Here is a 19,745-nt window from a genome sequence, read left to right on the forward strand (position 1 = left end):
GAGTGCGAAACTGAATCCCTCGGCATAAAACTTGGCTAGCGCCGATTTGTTGGAATGTATCTTGAAATTCGAAGGAGGCTCATATCTGTTTTGCGGATTAGTAATAGGAATAAGCAACTGCTGGGTATTTCAGATATAACTATTCACACGGGAGCGTTACTTATGCGGCCAAGAATACCCATTTTTATAACTGTCGTAGCTCTCGTTGTTCTTGCGGGGATACTATTGGTTGCCATATCAAATCAGATTAACCGGTTTCTTAACTTGCTTCCACGGGCTGTCGAAGCTGAGTTAGAAAGAAATATCCATAGGCAAGTCAGCGTAAAGTCTACAAGAATTAGCAATCTCGGAACTCTAATTATAACTGGACTTCGCATTGCCAACGGCAAATCATTTGAGCAAGGAACCTTTTTTACCGCCGAACGCGTGGTAATTCGCATAAATTTCATCCGCTTTGTCCTTAATGGAAATCTTGCTCGCAACACTAGAACTGTAACTTTGATAAATCCCCGCCTAAGATTAGCAAGAAACAAGCATGGTGTTTGGAACTTCGAAGATCTTCTTCGCCTTCCGCTAGCCCCGCCTGAAAAGCGTTTTAGGGGGAAGGTACTCATCCAATCCGCCCACCTCAGCATTGTAGACTATGCCGCTCGCCTTTCCAAACTGCCTGAAACTAACACACTAAAAGGCATATCTGGAAGCTTAGATTTTGGCCCCACCAGATGGTTTCTTATAGACCTTGCCGGACAAGGTTCGACCCAAAAACTTAAAGCCATTAGAGCCTTCGGTAAGTGGGGATTAAATACACCAACAACCAATCTAACCTTAAGAATTTCAAACGCAAATGCCGCTTATTGGCTTGACTACCTCACAGATATACACTCTTGGAGCATTAGCAAAGGTAGATTTGATGCTAGGGTGGTGCTATTCCAACCAAAAGGTAAAGCGATTACTACGCGTGGAAAAGTTAATCTTCGAAACTCAAGCATTACGAGTCCATATCTAGTATCGCCTATTCGCGCATTTACAGCAGATATTGCATTTGTTGGCACTAACTTAACCATAACTGGTCATGGACATCTAAACAATTCACCGCTCACAGTACAAGGGGAAATACATGGCTTAACACCTAGCCGGCTCCGCTTGCTTATTGCATCTGAAAGACTCAACCTCGAAACAATCCAAAAAACCGTAAAGCCACTTCCAAGATTGCCCAACTTACGCTGGCCATCTCCCGCCAAGCTGAGCGCCTTAATCACAGGAACGACTCAGCGCCCCGTGATAAAAGCCGCAATAACAGTTCCTCACGCAGTCATACTGGGCAAAAATTTAACCAACCTATCTGCGCAAGGATTTTATCGTGACGGCGTCATAACCATTAACAGGCTAGTTGGAAGAGCATACAAAGGAAACATTCTACTGAGTTCGCGTATTTTTGTCCGAAGTAACCGCATCACGGCTTCGGGTAAAATATTAGGCATAAGCCTTGCTGCCTTTCAGCCTCAATTTCGCGAACCAATTTCAGGGTTTGCCGATGCGGAATTTTCAATTGACTTCCTAAGAAGACTCCGCAAGGCAAACGTGGTGGTTAATGTACAGAGTGGTAAACTTGGCAACTTATTGGTAAGCCAAGGCCGAGCAGATATTGTCTTCACCGGACCAAAACTAGCACAGGCTGAAGTAACCATAAGCCAAAGCATCGCTCCTGGCATCTTAATCGAAAAAGGAACAGGGAGCATTTTACTGCAGAATCGCACAATATTGATAAGGCATGCAGCGATTAACACATTAAAAGGACAGGTCAAAGCAACTGGAAGCTTAACTAATGACGGTATCCTTAATCTGCAAGTCTATGCTAGCAACATTAGCTTGCCAATTCTTCTACAACCATTCGGTTATGAACAGCTTGCTGGCATTGCTAATTTCGAAGGCACACTCTCTGGCACAATATCTAATCCTAAACTTGCTGGGCAGATAAACCTCTACAAAGGAACCCTACTTGGGTTCGAATATGATTTTGTTACTGGCAAACTTGCCGCTACACGCCAAGAATTAATGTTGGAAAACCCAAAACTTAGGGCCAGGGAAGCTGAGATAACAACCTCCGGACAGATTATTATTGCGAAACAACGTCCTCCAAGAGCAGAATTAAGTTTGAAAGGACGTCAACTACCTCTGCCGCAATTGGTCACCTTGTTTAACATACCTTTGCAAGCAAGTGGAACTGCCTCTGCGGACTTAACAATTACAGGAAGTTATCCCAACCTGATGGCCGAAGGTGAAGTCGCACTTCTCAATACCACTGTCTCCAACATACCTATAGACGAGGCACGGTTGACGCTAAATACTGTTGGACGCGAGACTGCCATTAATAGGTTTTACGCTAAAAGAGGCGAGATGCTCATAACTGGAAGTGGAACGATTGGAACGTCTGGCAGAATCGAGGCAAACCTTCAAGGTGAGAACTTAATGCTTAGTTTACTGAACCCAATCCTCAAACCATATTTCACGCTTGACGGTCCTGTTTCATTTGGCGGAACGATTACTGGAACACTCAATAATCCAACTATTTCCGCCATGATTGAGTCAAGCGCTCCCATAATCAATAGCCAACCTTTTGAGCAATTATCTGCGAATCTCTCATGGAACCGCAATCGGCTTCTTTTGTCAAAAGCAATTCTCTCCTTTCAAACAGGCGTTGTGGAAATTTCTCAAGCAAACTATACTAAAGCACCTAAATCACTTGACTTACTAACTTCAACAACATCGCTTAGCATAGAACGCCTACTTGCCGTGCTTCAGAATGCACCAATAATAGACACCGACCAAGGCAAAGAGCTTCGGTCGTTTCTCCAATCAATTCCCAAACCAACATCAGGTTTAATAACAGCCAACGCTTTGTTTACCAACATTTTTGGACACCCTTCGGGAAATATAAGTCTCACTGGGTTAGATGTTATTATCGGAGGGCAAGAAGTTGGAATAATCAATGCTAGCGCTCGCCTTTCAGAAGGCATTTGGCTTATAGACCAACTTCAGCTAAATTCGGAAAGCCACACGGCCAGCATTCAAGGCTCAATTGGTCCCAACAAGACAATTAACATTACAGGCAGTGGCGAGGATGTCCCTCTCAAAATATTAGGGCAGCTTCTCCATCAACCCGACCTTGACGGAAAACTCACATTTACCCTAACCGCAACGGGCTCTACAAACGCGCCAGTTGTGGAAATGTCCACAGAAGCGAAAAATGTCACCATTCGCAATTTATTTTTCGACAATGTCACAGCCGACCGGCTCATAATCGCCACCAACCGGCTGTCTTCAGAATGCATTATAGCCACAACTAATTCGAACTCTCTTGTTATTTCAGGGTCGATTCCGTTTAACTTCAAACCACTGGGAATTCCTGCTGACCAACCTATTGACATCAAAGTTGAAATCCCAAAGCACGACCTTTCAATATTTGAAAATCTAACCCCTTTAATCAAAGCCGCAAGCGGAAGCCTGGATATGAACCTCCTGGTAACTGGAACGTTTGAAAACCCACAGCTGAAGGGCAACCTTGAAGTTAAAGATGGTGTCATAAGATTAGACCGATTCGAAAACGACTTCACCAACCTGAGAGTGAGCGCAACTTTTGAAAACTCGGTGTTGCTTATCGACCATTTTACCGGCGCATCATCGTCAGGCGGAACATTCTATGTTGGCGGAAATATAGTGTTCCCCAATTTGTCCTCAGCCGTATTCACAAACTTCGTGGTGCTTAATGACCTGACCCTTCGTACCTCCAACATTACTGGTGCATATGACGAACATATGCGGCTCAGCGCTACCGGGCAAGTAACTGTGACGGGCGAGTTGCCTTCCCCGCTCATCCAAGGGCAGATTGTTGTAAACAATGCTCTTATGGAAGCTCCTCCAGAAATGCCGCCATCTTTTACGCCAACAGTCCACAAAATGTTTAATCCAAGGTTTGACATTTCTTTGACCCTGGCTGAAAACGTAGAGGTTCGCCGTGGGCAACTTACTGCCAGCATAGTAGGCCCACTCAATGTAAGCGGAAATCTCAGCCAACCAACAATCGTTGGAACTTTTGCAATTAGAAAGGGCACTCTGAGTTATCCTGGGCGAACCTTCAACTTGGCGCCCGGCGGAACTGCCACTCTTGTCTTCCAGCCACCAGAGTCTAGAATTAGCGTTGATGTGGTAGCAAATACCCGAATTACCACTGTTTCGCCTGCAACAGGTCGAATCACCCGGTATACTGTAAACTTTGACATTTCAGGACTAATCGGCAATCTCGATATAGATGTAACAAGCTCGCCACCTGGTTTAACTAGAGAACAAGCACTTGGCTTAGTCTTTCAACCAACACAAATCGAGGCGTTTCTAAGAGGTGAGCCTTTCGGGCAGGTTTTGCAAAGGCAGCTTCCACAAATTCTTTTAGGAGCAGCACTTCCAACCCTTTTTGAAGAGTTTGAAACAGGGCCATTTGTCATAGCAATTGAGCCCGGGTTTGATATACCATTAATTTTAAATGTAAGCACGTCGTTGACCCCGAAGCTATCACTAACTTATAGCAGATCGTTGGTCTCAAACCGCCTATTCAATAGCCTTGGGATAAGCTATACGCTTTCGCGAAGGACAGATTTTACCATCCTTATTGAAGACGAAAACGAAGTAACTTATCTCCTGCAAGCCGCATGGCGGTTCTAGTTAAGCGGTTTACTTTGCAGGTACTAACAACACTGAACATGTGGCCTCATGTAGAATACCCTCAGCAACACTTCCAAGGAGAATCTGCTCAATTGCGCTCGTGCCAGCGCCCCTGCGACCTATCACAATCAAATCATATGAGCCTTCACGAGCATAACGCAGTATTGACGACACAGCAGACCCAAAAACAATCTCTTCTTTCGGTTCAACCTCCGCCTGCTCAAAAACACGCCTTGTGTCCTCGAGTATTCCCTTAGCATGCATTTCCAAATGTTTTCGCAGGTCCCCGTCTTCGTGCGAATCTATAGACAACCCAATTCGAAGCGGCATTTCAACTACAGTAATTACAGTAACAGCAGCCCCATACCGCTTAGCCAAGTCAGCCGCGAACTCAGCGGCTCTAATCGCAAACGGCGATCCATCGGTCGGCAAAAGTATTTTCATTATCATCAGCATCACCTAAATTCGAACAACTTGTAACTGTCTACCCAAATTAAAGCTCACATAATCAAAACTACTTGAAGCAGCCTTATTTTCGAAAAGCACCGATTGATTTCTTAAGATTTTGACTTGACAGAAGGAAATATGTATTAAGCGCCGAATTGATTATAGGTGCAAAACAATATTTGCTTTTGCAACCCAAACTCCCCAAAGGAGGCGTTTAAAAATGACGCCCACCGAACCATCGGCTCGTGAAAAGGCCTCTCAACTGCTGCGCGAAGGCCTATATAATGAAAGCATTGAGTTCCTTGAAGAGGCCCTGAGAGAAAATCCAAAAGACCCAGAAATTCACCTCTACTTAGGCTATGCCTATGCAAAGCTAGATCAACTCGACAAGTCCATCGAAGTGTTGGAAAAAGCGGTTGACGTTGCACCAACTTCGCCAAAAGTGCATTACAACCTAGGCGTAGCATACCACAAAGCAAATAACCTAACTGGGGCTAAGGAAGAATACTTGCGGGCACTGGGATTGGATCCAACATATTCGTTGGCTAGACAAGCTCTCGAAGGCTTAGACCAGCAAACTGGAGGGACAACCCCGGCAAAGTAAGAGGACAAGCACCATGGGGCGGCTTTCTCTGCTAATACACTCTATTCCTAACTTTATCTAAAACAGTAAACTCACTAGCGTAGAGATCAAGTCTAACCAATCGGGCAAGGTCTTCTTTCATTACATCCGGCTCGCGTATTCCCACAATCTGTGACCCAAGCCGTGGCTCATCAAGGTCAATATCAGCGACCGCAATACCAGGGCGATGGCCTGTATCGGCAATAATGCGCCCGTCATGGTCTACAATCCTTGCTCTGCCCGGATAAAATCTTCCCGAATATGGTGCATATGGGGGCTTCATGGACAAGTTCGACTCCACCATGTAGACAGAGTAATCCATTGCTCGTGCACAAAGTTGTGTTTCCAGGTTGAACTCGCTGGGTCCATGCGCAACGGTAGGCCAAAATACAATTTCTGCGCCCTTTAGAGAATAAATCCGCACAATCTCAGGAAAATAAATATCCATGCAGATTATACACGCAACTTTTCCAAAATCAAGCTCAAAGACGGGGAGGTCGTCCCCTGGGATAACATTATGCACCATGTATTCGCTCGCCGTCGGCTGGACTTTGCGGTACCTGCCTACTATGCTTCCATCTCTCCCATAGAATGTTGTTTGGTTAAATCGTTTTCCTTCGTCAACGACTGGGAAGTTCGCCACAATATACATCTTGTATTGAGAAGCTTTGGCTGAAAGGCAATCGGATAAAGGACCTGGTATGCTTTCTGCACCTCTCAGCACATCATTTTTGTCAAAGCGAACATTTACTGTGCTAAAATGTTCTGGCAGGCACACAATATCGCACCCTCGTGCAGCTGCTTCATCAATGTATGCCTTGCCCCTTTCAATATTTTGCTCTATTGTGTGCGGTTGTTCGTCCACAAGAAAAGAAACGGTGCCGACGCGAACTTTACGCATTATTCAAAAACCTCCACTCTTAGATGATGGATTTTAAGTCAACATTTTGTGGCAAACCAGTCTTGATTGATTCTATTGCCCTAACCGCACATAAAACTGAACGAGTGCCATCAACGACTGTCACCAAATCACTTGAAACATTTCCTTTGATTGCGCATGCAAGTGTTTGAAGTTCCTGCAAAAACCCCTTGTCAACCTCGGGTAATGTTATCTGGATTGGCTCGCCAAATCCAACGGCTTCAAGACGCTCGAAATTGTCGATTACAATGGTCCGCTCTCCAATGAACATTTCAATGCGCTCTTTTGGATAGGCAGCGTTTCCCAAATCCCCATGAACAATTGAAGCTATTGAGCCATCGTCGAATCGCAGAACCATGACCGCATTGTCCTGAGTTTCGGGCATATCTGGATGGGTGAGCGCTCCACCCTCGGCGAACACGCGAACGGGTTCTGAATTCAATAGGTAAGAGCAAACATCAAAAACATGAACTGTTTCAGAAAGAATCCGCCCGCCACCAATTTCAGGGTCAAGCGCCCACGGATGCTTCCAAAGCTGGTCAACTATCCGATAGCTAAGCATAGCAGGCCCGGAGCGCTCTCGCATAAGATTCTTTGCCTCCTGAACTAGCGGAGAGTATCTTCGGTTTAGCCCAACAGAAAACACCAGGCCGGATTCTTTAGCTGCCTGGGCAAGCGGAGGAATTTCTTCCAACTTTAATGCCATGGGCTTTTCTACAAGAACATGCTTCCCTGCCTTCAGGGCTTCTAATGCTAAGGAAGCATGGCTGTTGTGAGGCGTGCAAATTACAATAAGCTCGATATCACCGTCTTTTAGAAGGCGCTCATACTCGGAAGTACTGTAACTTGCTCCGAAATCTTTTGCCGCCTTTTCTGCAAGCTCGATATTTAAGTCCGCAACAGCTCTAAGTTCAAATTGGGGAAGTTTAGCTAGATTCGGAAGATGAATACCGCGAGCAAAACTCCCACAACCTATGACTCCAGTAACGATAGACATTTTTTACCTCCTGATGGATTTGGAGCTATTGTCCAAATGGCATTTCTTAACACCCAGAAGCTAGGGTTTTGTCAAACTTTATAAAGGCTAAGATTGGGCCTCCGAAAATATTGTTCGCAAATAACCTCCAAATATCCTGAGTTTTTGCATGATTTCAACCGATAATTTTTTTACGAGCCTCATGCAAAGATGCTGGTAATTTTGCTGGGCAAACTAACTAACACAACCCCAAGGAGGTATACCGTATGCAAGCTGTGATTCTTGCCGGCGGCAAGGGAACGCGCCTTCACCCCCTTACCTCTACCACTCCCAAGCCAATGGTCAACCTCTTTAATAAACCGGTTTTAGAACACACAATTGAGCTTTTAAAACGACATGACATCCGCGACATAGTAATCACACTAGCGTACAAGGCAGAACAAATCATTGATTATTTTGGAGGGGGCTCTAGATGGGGCGTAAACATCCAGTACTCGCTTGAAGATACACCTAAAGGAACAGCCGGCGGATTGAGGAGAATCCAGCCTGTACTTAATGGAACTTTTCTCGTTATCTCGGGCGACGCAGTAACCGACCTTGACCTAACAGCCGCAATTGAGTTTCATCGTAAAAAGTCAGCCATTGCTACAATGTTGCTCTATGAGGTTACAAACCCCACACAATTTGGAATAGTTGAAACCGCCAAAGACGGTAAGATTAAGCGCTTTATCGAAAAACCCAGTCCCTCAGAAGTCTTTACAAACACCGTCAATACCGGCATATACGTGCTCGAGCCGGAGGTATTGAGCTCAATACCATATGACGCTTTTTATGATTTTAGCAAAGACTTATTCCCCAGGTTGCTTCAGAATCAAGAGCCATTCTATGCTGTCAGAACAGAGGGCTATTGGTGTGATGTAGGCAACTTAGCGCAGTACCGAAACGTACATTTTGATGCGCTGGTTGGAAAGGTTAAGCTCAACCTCCCAGCAAACCAAGTTGCCAATGGAATATGGTTAGGGGCTAATTCAGATATTCATCCATCGGTAAAACTTTCGGGGCCTTGCTACGTCGGCAACGCCACAACTGTCCGCCGCAATGCCTCACTTGGGAGATTTGCAGTTATCGGCGATCTGAGTCTGGTAGACGAAAAAGCCCATATAACCCACAGCATCTTGAGCCCTAAAACTACTGTCGGTAGAAACGCAAAAGTCTTTGGGTCGGTACTTGGACCAGGATTCAATTTGCCAGAAGGTCGGCATATGGACGACGAAATCGCAGTACACGATGAGTCTGATACAATTTTGAGGGCAGAAATAAACTCCGAACTTCTAAGTCCGCGCCTAACAGAAGAAATCGCCTTGACCTGGTCCGGCCTTGATATCAAAAGACTTGTAGCACAACAATCAATCTCAATGCAAACACTAGCGGCGTAGAAGAAGAAAAAACGACAGCCCAAACGTCGGCAAAGAGCAGCCTCCTTCTCCTCGCCTTAAAACAACGCAGATAGGGCTTGGTATTGGATAGATTTAAAGCCAACCGATACCAAGCCCTATCTGTTTATGATAAGTCCATAAATTATTTGCAGATTACGAATCAAGAAGTTTCTTCAGCGGACGATTCTCTTTTTTCAGACACGCCCGCTTCACGCCAGCACTCAAGTCTTGCTGCCATGCATTTCTCCACTTCTTCATCGCTCTCAACTGGATACTTACGCTCGCACTCATATCTTATTAGTTCAAGCTCGGGGACTGGCGAGCGTCCTCTCTGCTCAACCTTATATCGGCCTCTGAGATGCCTGCAAGCTCCAGCAATTGGTCTTAATTCGGTTTGTGGCACTTAATGCCTCCTTTTTGCTGAGAATTCCTAAGACATAAGGTCGTTAGAACTTTATTCCGAGTCTCGCCTCAGCTTCATATTCGGTGCGGTTTTCCATCAAGGCCATGTCGCCATCGTATGTTGTCAACTTTCCGCCCAAATATAGGTTGAAATCTGAACCAACACGGCGAGTATAGCCCAAGAAGTAACTCGTTGTGTCTAGCACACCTTGCCCAACGTATTCATCAAGCTTGTATCCGGTTGAAATCGTAGACCTTGGAGACAGGCGGTAATCCATGCCGACTTCGGTTATTTCGCTGCGTTTGCTAACCATGTAATCGTCCTTCAGAGTTAAACCACCACGCAACCTTAGCCTGCCGAGGTCAGATGTGAGTCCAAGCGTCTGCCTAAGAGTTCGCTGGACGATGCCTTTCTCCTCCGGATTCGATACGTACGTGCCAAAGAATTTGAATGGCCCACCTGCATCAAGCTTCAAAGTTAGGTTCAGAGAATCAATGTCTTCTTGATTGTCCGCCTCGCGTTGCTTGTACGCGCCCGAGAATTCTACAAAATCCGCTGGTTTTGTGGAAGCGCTAACTTCCGTAACCCGGGCAACTGTAGAACCGTTACTTTCGATTTCTTTATAGCCGCCGCTCAAGGCAGTATGCTTGAATGGACGCAACTCCATCCGAGCCTCCCTGCTTAAACTGCGAACATCGCCAATCTCCTGCTGGCCGAGGGCTGCAAATATTGTCATATATTCCATAGGCGAGGTTTGGAGACGTAGGTTTCCAACCTCCCTTGACTCTCCGATGCTCGAGTCAAGGTTTGCGTAATCCATTTCCAGCTTAAGTTTCTGCGTCAAATTAGATGTAAGCTTCAAGGTTTGACCTTCCTCATCGCCCTTCTGGGAAGAGTCTCTGCGCGCAAAACCCATCTCGAAGCTTAAACGCGAGCTTGGGTTTGCCGTAAGCTTAAGGGTTTGAGAATCGTCTCGCCCAGCTGTATCCGCATCTATGTGGCTGATACCAAGATTGATTCCCACTAATTTCGACGGTGTTGCGTCTACATCGAAATTTAATCTTACTTCTTCGCCAGTCTCGCTGGAGTCTTTCTGCATGATTTTGCTCTTAACCGCCACATTTGGTGCAGCAGCAGTATTAAGCATTAGCTCATTTGTTGTCACCTTGCTGCCAACATCTCCTACCAGAGTACTCGTCGTCTCATGGATTGCTGTAGCTGAGGTGCTCTCACCCAGCTTGCCTTCAAGCTGAAGCCTGTCGGTGATAGTCTTTTGTTCAGCTACATCAGGTTTTTCCTTGTTTACTTCCTTATGCGACAGGGTCAGCTTGGACGAATCCTTGGGGTCAACAATTATTTTATGCTCGCTGGTAGAAAGAACCTCGCCCTTCTTTTCCTCCTTGAGGTTCTCGCTACGCGTGAATGAACTACTTAGGGTAAGAATATCCGTTGGCTTGTATGTTGCAAGCAAGTCCATTGCTTCAGAGCCTTGCTGGAGCTTGTATTCCTTTGCGCCAGCAAAATGCTCTCCGACTCTCATGTAAGAGGTTCTTAGTTGGAAATTGTCTGTATTGGTAGAACCGCCCAACTTAAGCGCCGCCTGGTCAAGAAAAGACTTGTCTGAATTGAGTCCACCGGAGCCGCCACCGCTCCCGTAAAGAAACATTGAGGATATAGTAGATTCCTTAGATTTTCGCTCGCCGGTGAAACCGAAAACCGTTAAGTCTGCTGATTTCTGCTTATTAGGATCACCTTGCTTATATAAGCCAAGCAATTGGAGACTCGAATTCTCTTTTTTGAGAAGATCGTATGTCATCGGAAGTACCGTTGGCGCGGTATTCTGCACGGCTTTTTTCGGGTCACGGGAATACTCAACGCGAATGATGCTTTTTTCGTCAACAGGTTCGGAGAAAGCAATTGTTCCAGAAGAGCAGTCAACAGTGTAATCTTTCCCTCGCTGAAGTCGAATACCATTAAGCTGGACGTTCTCAGTACCTTCCTCAATCGGCCGCCAGGATAAATAGTAAGGTCCCTTTGTGTTTTTGCCAAGGAAGACGTCAACTACACCTGTGAGAGATTGTAATCCGCTGACAGAGCTCGCCGCATAGTGGTTCGCCGAGGAACTAATATTTGCCGTTCGCCCTGCTAGCTCCTGTCCAAAGGCGACAGGGCAGAGAAATCCAATTAATAACGCTATGGAAAGTGCATATACCAAAGCACGTTGATACAACATAGTGCAGATGCTCCACCCTTGCCTACTGTGTTCATAAATTCTGACGCCCAGCATTGGCAGGATGTTTCACCCCCAGCCACAGAGCACTGAGTAACTTTACCATCCAACGATAGTTTAGCATGCCATTTAGCCAAAAACAAGGAACATATGCTCCTCATAGTTATTATTTACATTTTCCATTCTTCCATAAAACACGTGGAATTCGCTTACAAACCAAAATAGTTAGCTAACTTGATTGTAACAGCAGCATGTTGGGTAAGAAGGAAAAGCCAGCTGTATACAAGAATGGTACGGTTGGCAGGAGGAGAAACCATGTGGGCTAGATACTTGCTTATCTCGCTAATTGCGCTGCTTGTTGGAGCCGTACTAGGCGCTTGGCTGCTGCCATCGGCAAAAATTATTACTCCTGCTATTACCCAGCTCACTGGGTATCCGGATACTCCAATGTTCGCGGTTGCCAATCCTCGGACGAATACAGTAACGGTGTACCGGTTACTCGGACGCGAGATTGAGGTCATAGGTAAAGCAAAATACTAGTTCTAAGGTGGAACGCACATAAGAGCACAATTCGAACAAACATGAGAAGCGTGCCTTTGAAGCACGCCTTTTTCAAAGAATTTGAAATGGAGGGATTTGATGAGTTATACCATGCATGTGGTCTCCCACACTCATTGGGACCGCGAGTGGTATCTAACATTTCAGCAATTTCGCATTAGGCTTGTGGATCTCATCGTCCACTTGCTTCATATCCTTGACACCGACCCAGATTTTAAACACTTCAACCTCGATGGGCAAACGATAATTTTAGAGGACTATCTTCAAATTCGACCGCAGGACGAAGAAAAGCTCCGAAGATATATTCAGGAAGGACGAATACTCATTGGTCCATGGTATCAGCTAAATGACGAGTTCCTGGTAAGCGGTGAATCCACAATTCGAAATCTACTGATAGGCCACCGCATTGCATCGAAGTTTGGCAACATAATGAAGGTCGGCTATCTCCCAGACCAGTTCGGCAACGTATCTCAGATGCCTCAGATTCTGCAAGAGTTTGGGATAAAAAGCTGCATATTCGGACGAGGGCTTCAACTCACTGACGGCAGAAAAATGGAATTTATCTGGGAATCGCCCGATGGTTCACAGGTTCTCGCTTCCCTAATGGCTTTCTGGTACAACAACGCGCAAAGATTCCCTTCAGATACAGAGGAAGCAGTCGAATACACAAAACGCATCCGAGATATGATGGCGCCCCATGCTACAACGTCGCAACTTCTTTTAATGAACGGCGTCGACCACCTTGAGCCGCAAGAGGGTCTCTCCAAAATCATTCAGCGGGTCAATGAACAATTAAAGGAAGACAAACTCGTCCATAGTACGCTGCCCGCATATATCGAAGCCGTTCAAAGGGATATTGAGAAAAATAAGTTGGAGCTTCAAGTAATCAGAGGTGAGCTCCGTGAGGACAGAGGTGAATCAGTACTCGCAGGCACTCTCTCCAGCCGCATTTATTTAAAACAGGCGAATAATGAGTGTGAGATATGGTTGGAAAAATATGCAGAGCCTCTCTCTTCATTTGCCTGGATGATTGGCAATGAATATCCATCCGACTTTCTGTGCTACACTTGGAAGTTGCTAATGCAAAATCATCCTCACGACAGTATTTGCGGCTGTAGCATCGACCAAGTTCACAATGAAATGATGGCGAGGTTTGCTCAAGTCCAACAAATTGCCCAGGAACTTACCAATCGAAGTCTAGAATACCTAGCCTCTGCAATAAACACGCTTCACGAAAGCCTGGTTGTCTTTAATCCGCTCAGTTGGCCACGTACGGATAGGGTAACAGCAACCATTGAATTTCCACTTGGCGAGCCCGTTAGGGGGGAGCCGACTATTGATTATTCAAAAGACGTCAAGGCAATTGAGATACTTGACCCTCATGGAAAGCGCATTCCGTATAAACTTCTTGAACGAAGCATTGCTGCCAAACAAGTGCTATCCCCGATTGAACTTCCGCGCTCGGTCATGGTCAGGCGGTTTCTAGTTGAGTTTATCGCAGAAAACGTGCCGGCATGTGGCTATAAAACCTACTCCATTAATCCTGTGCCAAGGATTCCTAAATTCGAAAATTGCCTCACTAATCAACTTTACTGGGAAGGTGTTCTATCCAATGAAACAATAGCGGTAAATATATTCGAAGGAGCCATCACACTTTTGGACAAGCAGGCTGAGGCTGGCGAGGCAGAAGACGGCCTGGTATACAGCAGCCTTGGAATTCTTGAGGATGGCGGAGATGTAGGCGATGAATACCATTATCGGCAACCAACAAAGGATTGCAAAATTACCACCCTCCAATCCGCGCCAAAGGTTTCAATAGAAGACAACAGTCCCATATCTGCAACATTTCGATTGGATATGACTCTAAAGTTGCCAAAATCTGCACAACCCAACGAAAGGGAGCGCTCTGAAGAGGTAGTAGACTGCCCAGTAACTACTTGGATTACAGTGTCAGCCAAGTCCCCCAGGGTAGATATAATTACTGAGTTTGAAAACCAAGCTAAAGACCACCGCCTTCGAGTGCTTTTCCCAAGCGGCATTGAAACCAACGTCTCGCACGCAGAAGGACAATTCGACGTTATCACTAGGCCAATTCGTCCGCCGAAGGAGTGGCATGATGCTGCGCCATTTTATCCTCAACGCTGGTGGGTGGACGTTAATGATGGCGAAAAGGGATTGACAATTATAAATAAGGGCTTGCCTGAGTATGAAGTATACGACGATGAGGCGCGAACTATCGCGCTTACATTACTCAGATGCGTAGGGCGGCTAAGTGGAAGCGGGGAAACACCAACTGCAATACCCACGCCTGGCGCACAATGTTTGGGTAAGCATAGGTTTGAATATGCAATCCTGCCGCATAAGGGTACATGGGAAGACGCTATGGTGTGGCGCCAAGCACACCAATTCAATGTGAAAATGCTCGCCATTCAAACAGGCGTTCACAAAGGAAAACTTCCAGCCGAGCACAGCTTTATTGAAGTTGACGCTCCCTCGTTGGTTATAACAGCAATTAAGAAAGCAGAAGACCGAGATTCATTGATTGTGCGATTCTTCAATATAAGCGAGCAAAATGCCCACAATGTAAAAATTAGGGTTGACAAAGCTATATCAGCTCGAACTGTCAACTTGAACGAAGAACCAGGAACAGAGCTTACTATGGAATCCGACGGCTCAGTTATTCTCGATGTTCCTGGGAGGAAAATAGCTACCCTCGAGTTTAATTTAGAAAAGTAGAAGCCGAAGAAAAGGCAAGTCCCCCACTTCGGCGTTCATCAATAAAAAATAACTCCGGAGGTTGACTTGCGCATTAAAATACTTGGCACTGCTGCCGCAGAAGGGTGGCCGGCACTCTTCTGTAGTTGCGAGACTTGCCGGAAAGCTAGACAACTCGGCGGCAAGAATATCAGAAGTCGTGCTGCCATCCAATTTGGCGAAAAGCATCGCATTGATTTTGGACCCGACGCCTGGTACCATGAAGCAATCCTCAACGTTGACATATCAAAACTTGAACACTTATTTATCACCCACTCGCACGAGGATCATTTCTATCATCAGCAACTTCATTATCTGATTCCTCCGTTCGGACATGGCCGAACAGGGGCTCTGCACGTGTATGGCAATGAGAAAGTAATCTCAACTCTAAAGGAACACTGGGGGCGATTGGAAGGAGAAACTATTATTCTCCACAAAATTGAACCATTCGTGCCCATCCAAGCGGGCAACATGATATTTACTCCACTCAGAGCAATCCATATGCAGGGCGGCGAAATACCCTTAAACTACATAGCTAGCGACGGGAGTAAAACCATACTCTATAATTGCGATACAGGCCAATATGAAGACGATACTTGGGATTACCTAGAAAGCACAAAGATTGATTGTGTGATTTCCGAGTGCACTTGCGGCCCACTTCCAGGCGGAGGTGGGCATATGAACTTTAAGACTGTTCTTAGCCTAAAAGAGCGTTTGGAGAAATTTGGTTCTTACACCACTGGGCCCTTCATTGTTACGCATTTCTCTCATAATATTGGCATGATGCACGATGAAATCGAAGAACTTCTCAAACCCCATGGAATAATAGTAGCCTATGATGGCATGGAAGTAGTGATATAATTTAATTTGCGGCAAGTAGCTAATCTTAACTAAATGCCTATCTCTTTCATAATCATCGTCTCCCCAAGCGGTGTTTACGATGGAAAACATTCAATGGGAGCTGGCAACACTTTACGAAATAGGCCGCGTGCTCTCTGCATCGCCGGAACTTGACGACCTAATAAGGACAATCGTAAATTCGGCGATAACGCTGGGCAATGCAAAAGCCAGCTGGTTTGCCTTATATGACCGGACTTCCGGAAATCTCTCGTATGCGGCAAGCCAAAACCTTGACCAGGACATAGTGAGCATTTTGGCTGATAGAGCCAAGGAGTGGATTCCTTTAACAACCGGCAAAGAATTAGAGCCCATTATCTTCACTGATTTAAAATCAAACCCAGTCCTCAAAATTGCCGCCGAACGTCATTTGCTTGATGCCGCGGTCATCGTCAAGATAACTTACAAGGAAGCACTCGTTGGAGTTCTAACCGTTTTTTGGGATCGCTCAAGGCAATTCCTTTCAGAATGTATCGAGCCAATATTCCTTTTAGCAAACCAAGCTGGCGCTGCAATAGAAAATGCCATCCTTCTTCGCGAAGCAAGGCGAAGAGCGATTGCCCTCGATGCAATGTTCAATGTTATACAAACTATAGGCCGTTCTCCGAGGATTAAACCAGTTCTCGATGCTATCATCAATCAAGCCAACCGCCTTCTTGGAACCGACAGAAGCATTATACGATTGGTTGACCCAGTAACGCGCGAGCTCACGGTGGGCACTACATTGGGCATCAGCCGTTCTACAATGCGAAACATCAAGCTGAAGGTCGGCGAAGGAATACTGGGGAAGGTCGCCAAGGAAGGTAAGCCGCTAATAATAAACGACGTAGCATCCTACCCAGAGGCACAAAAACATGCCGCAGAAATTGGCAGAGTGGCTTCTCTTCTCTGCGTGCCCATGATTCTTGAAAACAAAACCATTGGCGTCCTGATGACAGGCAGCAGTAAGCCGAAAATCTTCACGGAGGAAGATAAAAGTCTGCTGATGCTTTTGGCAAGTCAAGCCGCTGTCGTTACTGAAAATGCCAGATTATATGAGCAGGTAAACAAGCAGCTCTCAGAATTGAGAATCCTCTATCGCATGGCCGAATATCTAGCATCTACAGCCGACGTCTCAACATTGCTCCAGTTTATCGTCAATCACCTTGCACAATCCTTCGGCGCAAAGTTTGGTTCCCTGCGACTGCTTGATGAGGAAGGGTCTACTTTGCTGACTGGTGCTATCTATGGAACTACGGATGAGTACACCAAAGTCGCAAATGAAAATGTCCAAATGACCCTTGACCCAGCTACACCTAGCGGCCAAAGCCCGGCGGCGGTGGCAATTCGAGAAAAGCGAATATGCGCGGTAGCAGATATTTCGCGCAATCGCAGATTTGCCGCCTGGCGTGATTTCGCTCGCATGGAAGGTTACAAGTCATTGGTGTGCGTTCCTTTGATTCCCGCAGATGAACCAATCGGGGTACTCAGCTTGTATTTCAAAAAAATACGACGCTTTCGACCGGGTGAGCAAGAACTACTTCAGACCGCTGCTCGCACTTCAGCAATTGCGCTTCAAAGGGCGATACTCGATGAACGTCTTCTAAGAGAAGAAGTCACTAGGCGAGCTTTGGAAGAGGTAAGCCATCTTAAGACAGAATTCGTCTCTTTAGTTTCTCATGAGCTTCGCACACCGCTAACTTCGATACAAGGCTACGTAAAACTCCTCCTCGAAGGTCATACCGGAAAACTTAACGCCCTTCAAAGCGAATTTTTGACCACTGTCAGCCGGAATACCGAGAAGCTAATAGCTCTGGTAAATGACTTGCTAGACATCTCGCGCATCGAATCAGGCCGTCTTGAGCTTGTCATGCAGCCTTTGGACTTGAGCGAAGTAGTACAGAGTGAAATAGAAACGCTCAAAGCCCTGGCTGATGAGAAAGAAATTCAAATAATTGTAGATTTTGAGGAAGGACTCACCAAGGTTAAAGCTGACTCACACCGGCTTGGCCAGATAATCAGCAACCTGCTAAGCAATGCAATCAAATATAGCCCGCCGCGCTCCAAAGTAAAGATTACCGCCAACCAATTGGGGAAAAATGTACTCGTAAAGGTCATAGATTCAGGAATTGGCATAGCTCCAGAAGAACGTGCGAAGCTCTTTCAGCGATTCTATCGTAGTAGCGACCAGGCAGTTCAATCCACACACGGCACAGGCTTAGGCCTTGCCATTACTCGCTATTTAGTCGAGATGCATGGAGGAAAAATTTGGGTTGAGAGCGAAAAAGGTCAAGGTAGCACATTCAGCTTCACGATATCCGCTCTTCCGGCAGAAAGCGCTTAGGTGATGCTGGGTTGGCTTTGATGCTCTCAGTCGCCTCAAAACCGTCAGTTAGGATTCCGAAATGGAGGGATGGTACATGGCAAAGATTCTCATAGTTGATGATGAGGCAGACGTTGTTCGCCTGATACAATTTCGACTAGAAAAAGAAGGCTTCGAAGTAATATCCTGTGGTGATGGCCAAACCGCGCTAAAAATGTCTGAAGAGGAAAAACCCGATCTTGTAATCCTCGATATCATGATGCCTTTAATGGACGGAATGGAAGTGCTAAGGCAGATTAGGTCGAGGCGACTAACGTCAAAAATTCCTGTGATTATGCTTACAGCAAAAACTACCAGTATCACAGTTGACCAAGCCAGACAGCTTTGGGTCTCTGATTATATTGTCAAACCTTTTGACCCGGAGAAACTAGTAGTAAAGGTCAAGAAAGCCCTCCGCCTGCCAATTGACTCGTGATTTGTTCAAGGCGCACTTTTTATGAAGAATAGCTCTTTAGCATGGAGTTTATAATTGACCTGTCCTGACGCTTCAAAAGTCAAATTCGAAATCCGACGATACAAAAGCGACGTTCATAAGTTTGAAAACGATTTGGTTGCCTATCTACCGGGACTTTTAATTACTCAATCAACTGTATCTAACGACTTAGCCACACTGGATAAAGACACAACCGCCCTTCGATTTGACTTCATTGAGGATTGGTATAGCGTCACTGCCTTCCTTGACAGCGCAAAGAACCCAACTGGCCATTATCATATCTCAATCCAATCCCCTTTAAGAAATGACAACGGCGTTTGGAAAGGCGATGACCTAGTACTTGCGGTCGAGGTATACTCAAACTGGGAATATGCAATTCTAAACGAAGAAGCTTTCTCATGCGCAGTCGAAGAAGGCTGGATGAGGATATACGCCGCAGCCAACGCCAGAGAGTGTCTTCGCAAGTTAACCTTGATGCTGGATGAACACTGTCTCCCCCCCGAAGTAATGGATGCAGTCGGCGCATAATCAGGAAATTGTTACAGGTAGGATAACCATCCAATAAACCGATACTCCTTTTGGAAGTAATTTTTCAGGCAGGTTTTAATGTTACAAGCGCCAAAGAGGAGGACGCCGAGTGGAGAAAAGCGTATCACTAACCCATGCGGAGGTGGCGGCTTTACTTGACATGTCGTTGCTGACTTACGCAAAGGTTGATGAGGAAGTAGCAAGAAGCGCCCTATGTAAGCTAGCAAACTTATGTAGGGAATTCGATATTGAAGAAAACAAAGATAATGCCAACGTAGGGGTGATTGCAAAAGTCTAGCAACAAAACTAACCAAGTTTTTTCAACAAGAGGCCTTCGCCCGAAGGCCTCTTTGCTTTTCTTACGAATAAGACAAAAACAGGTACAAATACGGATTCCATAGCTTGATTGTGGGTGATAGAATTAAAATACCGCGCAAGGGGCAGGAGGTAGACTTTAGCCTCCC

Annotated in this window: 15 protein-coding genes; 10 read left to right on the forward strand and 5 right to left on the reverse strand. The window is 45.8% G+C overall.

What is annotated here, in order from left to right:
- Window positions 1–162: 162 nt before the first annotated feature.
- Window positions 163–4,716, forward strand: a complete 4,554-nt coding sequence (locus QHH26_06320; protein MDH7481575.1) for a translocation/assembly module TamB domain-containing protein — start codon at window positions 163–165, stop codon at window positions 4,714–4,716.
- Between the two features lie 9 nt (window positions 4,717–4,725).
- Here the strand turns inward: QHH26_06320 and QHH26_06325 are convergent, their stop codons facing one another.
- The gene (locus QHH26_06325; GenBank protein MDH7481576.1) at window positions 4,726–5,166 is read right to left on the reverse strand and encodes a universal stress protein; all 441 of its coding nucleotides are present in this window, start codon (window positions 5,164–5,166) and stop codon (window positions 4,726–4,728) included.
- 217 nt (window positions 5,167–5,383) lie between these two features.
- Here QHH26_06325 and QHH26_06330 point away from each other — a divergent pair, with 217 nt between their 5' ends.
- Entirely contained in the window at window positions 5,384–5,767 is a 384-nt protein-coding gene (locus QHH26_06330) for a tetratricopeptide repeat protein (protein MDH7481577.1), read from the forward strand.
- A 31-nt stretch (window positions 5,768–5,798) separates the two neighbouring features.
- On the opposite strand, the gene QHH26_06335 is transcribed toward QHH26_06330, so the two are convergent.
- The gene (locus QHH26_06335; protein ID MDH7481578.1) at window positions 5,799–6,686 is read right to left on the reverse strand and encodes a carbon-nitrogen hydrolase family protein; all 888 of its coding nucleotides are present in this window, start codon (window positions 6,684–6,686) and stop codon (window positions 5,799–5,801) included.
- Between the two features lie 19 nt (window positions 6,687–6,705).
- On the reverse strand, window positions 6,706–7,701 hold the full coding sequence (locus QHH26_06340) for a Gfo/Idh/MocA family oxidoreductase (GenBank protein ID MDH7481579.1): 996 nt from the start codon (window positions 7,699–7,701) through the stop codon (window positions 6,706–6,708).
- 245 nt (window positions 7,702–7,946) lie between these two features.
- Between QHH26_06340 and QHH26_06345 the strand changes: the two genes are divergently transcribed.
- Window positions 7,947–9,116 (forward strand): NDP-sugar synthase, encoded by a 1,170-nt coding sequence (locus tag QHH26_06345; protein ID MDH7481580.1) that lies wholly within the window; start codon window positions 7,947–7,949, stop codon window positions 9,114–9,116.
- 160 nt (window positions 9,117–9,276) lie between these two features.
- Here the strand turns inward: QHH26_06345 and QHH26_06350 are convergent, their stop codons facing one another.
- Both QHH26_06350 and QHH26_06355 read right to left on the reverse strand, forming a co-directional pair.
- The gene (locus tag QHH26_06350; protein MDH7481581.1) at window positions 9,277–9,519 is read right to left on the reverse strand and encodes a hypothetical protein; all 243 of its coding nucleotides are present in this window, start codon (window positions 9,517–9,519) and stop codon (window positions 9,277–9,279) included.
- A gap of 43 nt (window positions 9,520–9,562) precedes the next feature.
- Complete coding sequence (locus tag QHH26_06355; GenBank protein MDH7481582.1) at window positions 9,563–11,752, reverse strand: hypothetical protein; 2,190 nt, start codon at window positions 11,750–11,752, stop codon at window positions 9,563–9,565.
- Window positions 11,753–12,064: 312 nt separating this feature from the next.
- Between QHH26_06355 and QHH26_06360 the strand changes: the two genes are divergently transcribed.
- From QHH26_06360 to QHH26_06390, 7 genes are all read left to right on the forward strand, one after another.
- Entirely contained in the window at window positions 12,065–12,289 is a 225-nt protein-coding gene (locus QHH26_06360) for a hypothetical protein (GenBank protein ID MDH7481583.1), read from the forward strand.
- A gap of 99 nt (window positions 12,290–12,388) precedes the next feature.
- Window positions 12,389–15,043, forward strand: a complete 2,655-nt coding sequence (locus tag QHH26_06365; GenBank protein ID MDH7481584.1) for a glycoside hydrolase family 38 C-terminal domain-containing protein — start codon at window positions 12,389–12,391, stop codon at window positions 15,041–15,043.
- Window positions 15,044–15,109: 66 nt separating this feature from the next.
- Window positions 15,110–15,922: an MBL fold metallo-hydrolase gene (locus tag QHH26_06370; protein MDH7481585.1), complete on the forward strand. Its 813-nt coding sequence runs from the start codon at window positions 15,110–15,112 to the stop codon at window positions 15,920–15,922.
- Window positions 15,923–16,001: 79 nt separating this feature from the next.
- Window positions 16,002–18,281, forward strand: coding sequence for a GAF domain-containing protein (locus QHH26_06375; GenBank protein ID MDH7481586.1), 2,280 nt, complete (start codon window positions 16,002–16,004; stop codon window positions 18,279–18,281).
- A gap of 76 nt (window positions 18,282–18,357) precedes the next feature.
- Complete coding sequence (locus QHH26_06380) at window positions 18,358–18,735, forward strand: response regulator (GenBank protein ID MDH7481587.1); 378 nt, start codon at window positions 18,358–18,360, stop codon at window positions 18,733–18,735.
- A 54-nt stretch (window positions 18,736–18,789) separates the two neighbouring features.
- Window positions 18,790–19,281, forward strand: coding sequence for a hypothetical protein (locus QHH26_06385; protein MDH7481588.1), 492 nt, complete (start codon window positions 18,790–18,792; stop codon window positions 19,279–19,281).
- 109 nt (window positions 19,282–19,390) lie between these two features.
- Entirely contained in the window at window positions 19,391–19,579 is a 189-nt protein-coding gene (locus QHH26_06390) for a hypothetical protein (protein MDH7481589.1), read from the forward strand.
- The last annotated feature ends 166 nt before the right edge of the window (window positions 19,580–19,745 follow it).

The organism is Armatimonadota bacterium, from assembly GCA_029907255.1.
In the GTDB taxonomy this organism is placed as follows: domain Bacteria; phylum Armatimonadota; class UBA5829; order DTJY01; family DTJY01; genus JAIMAU01.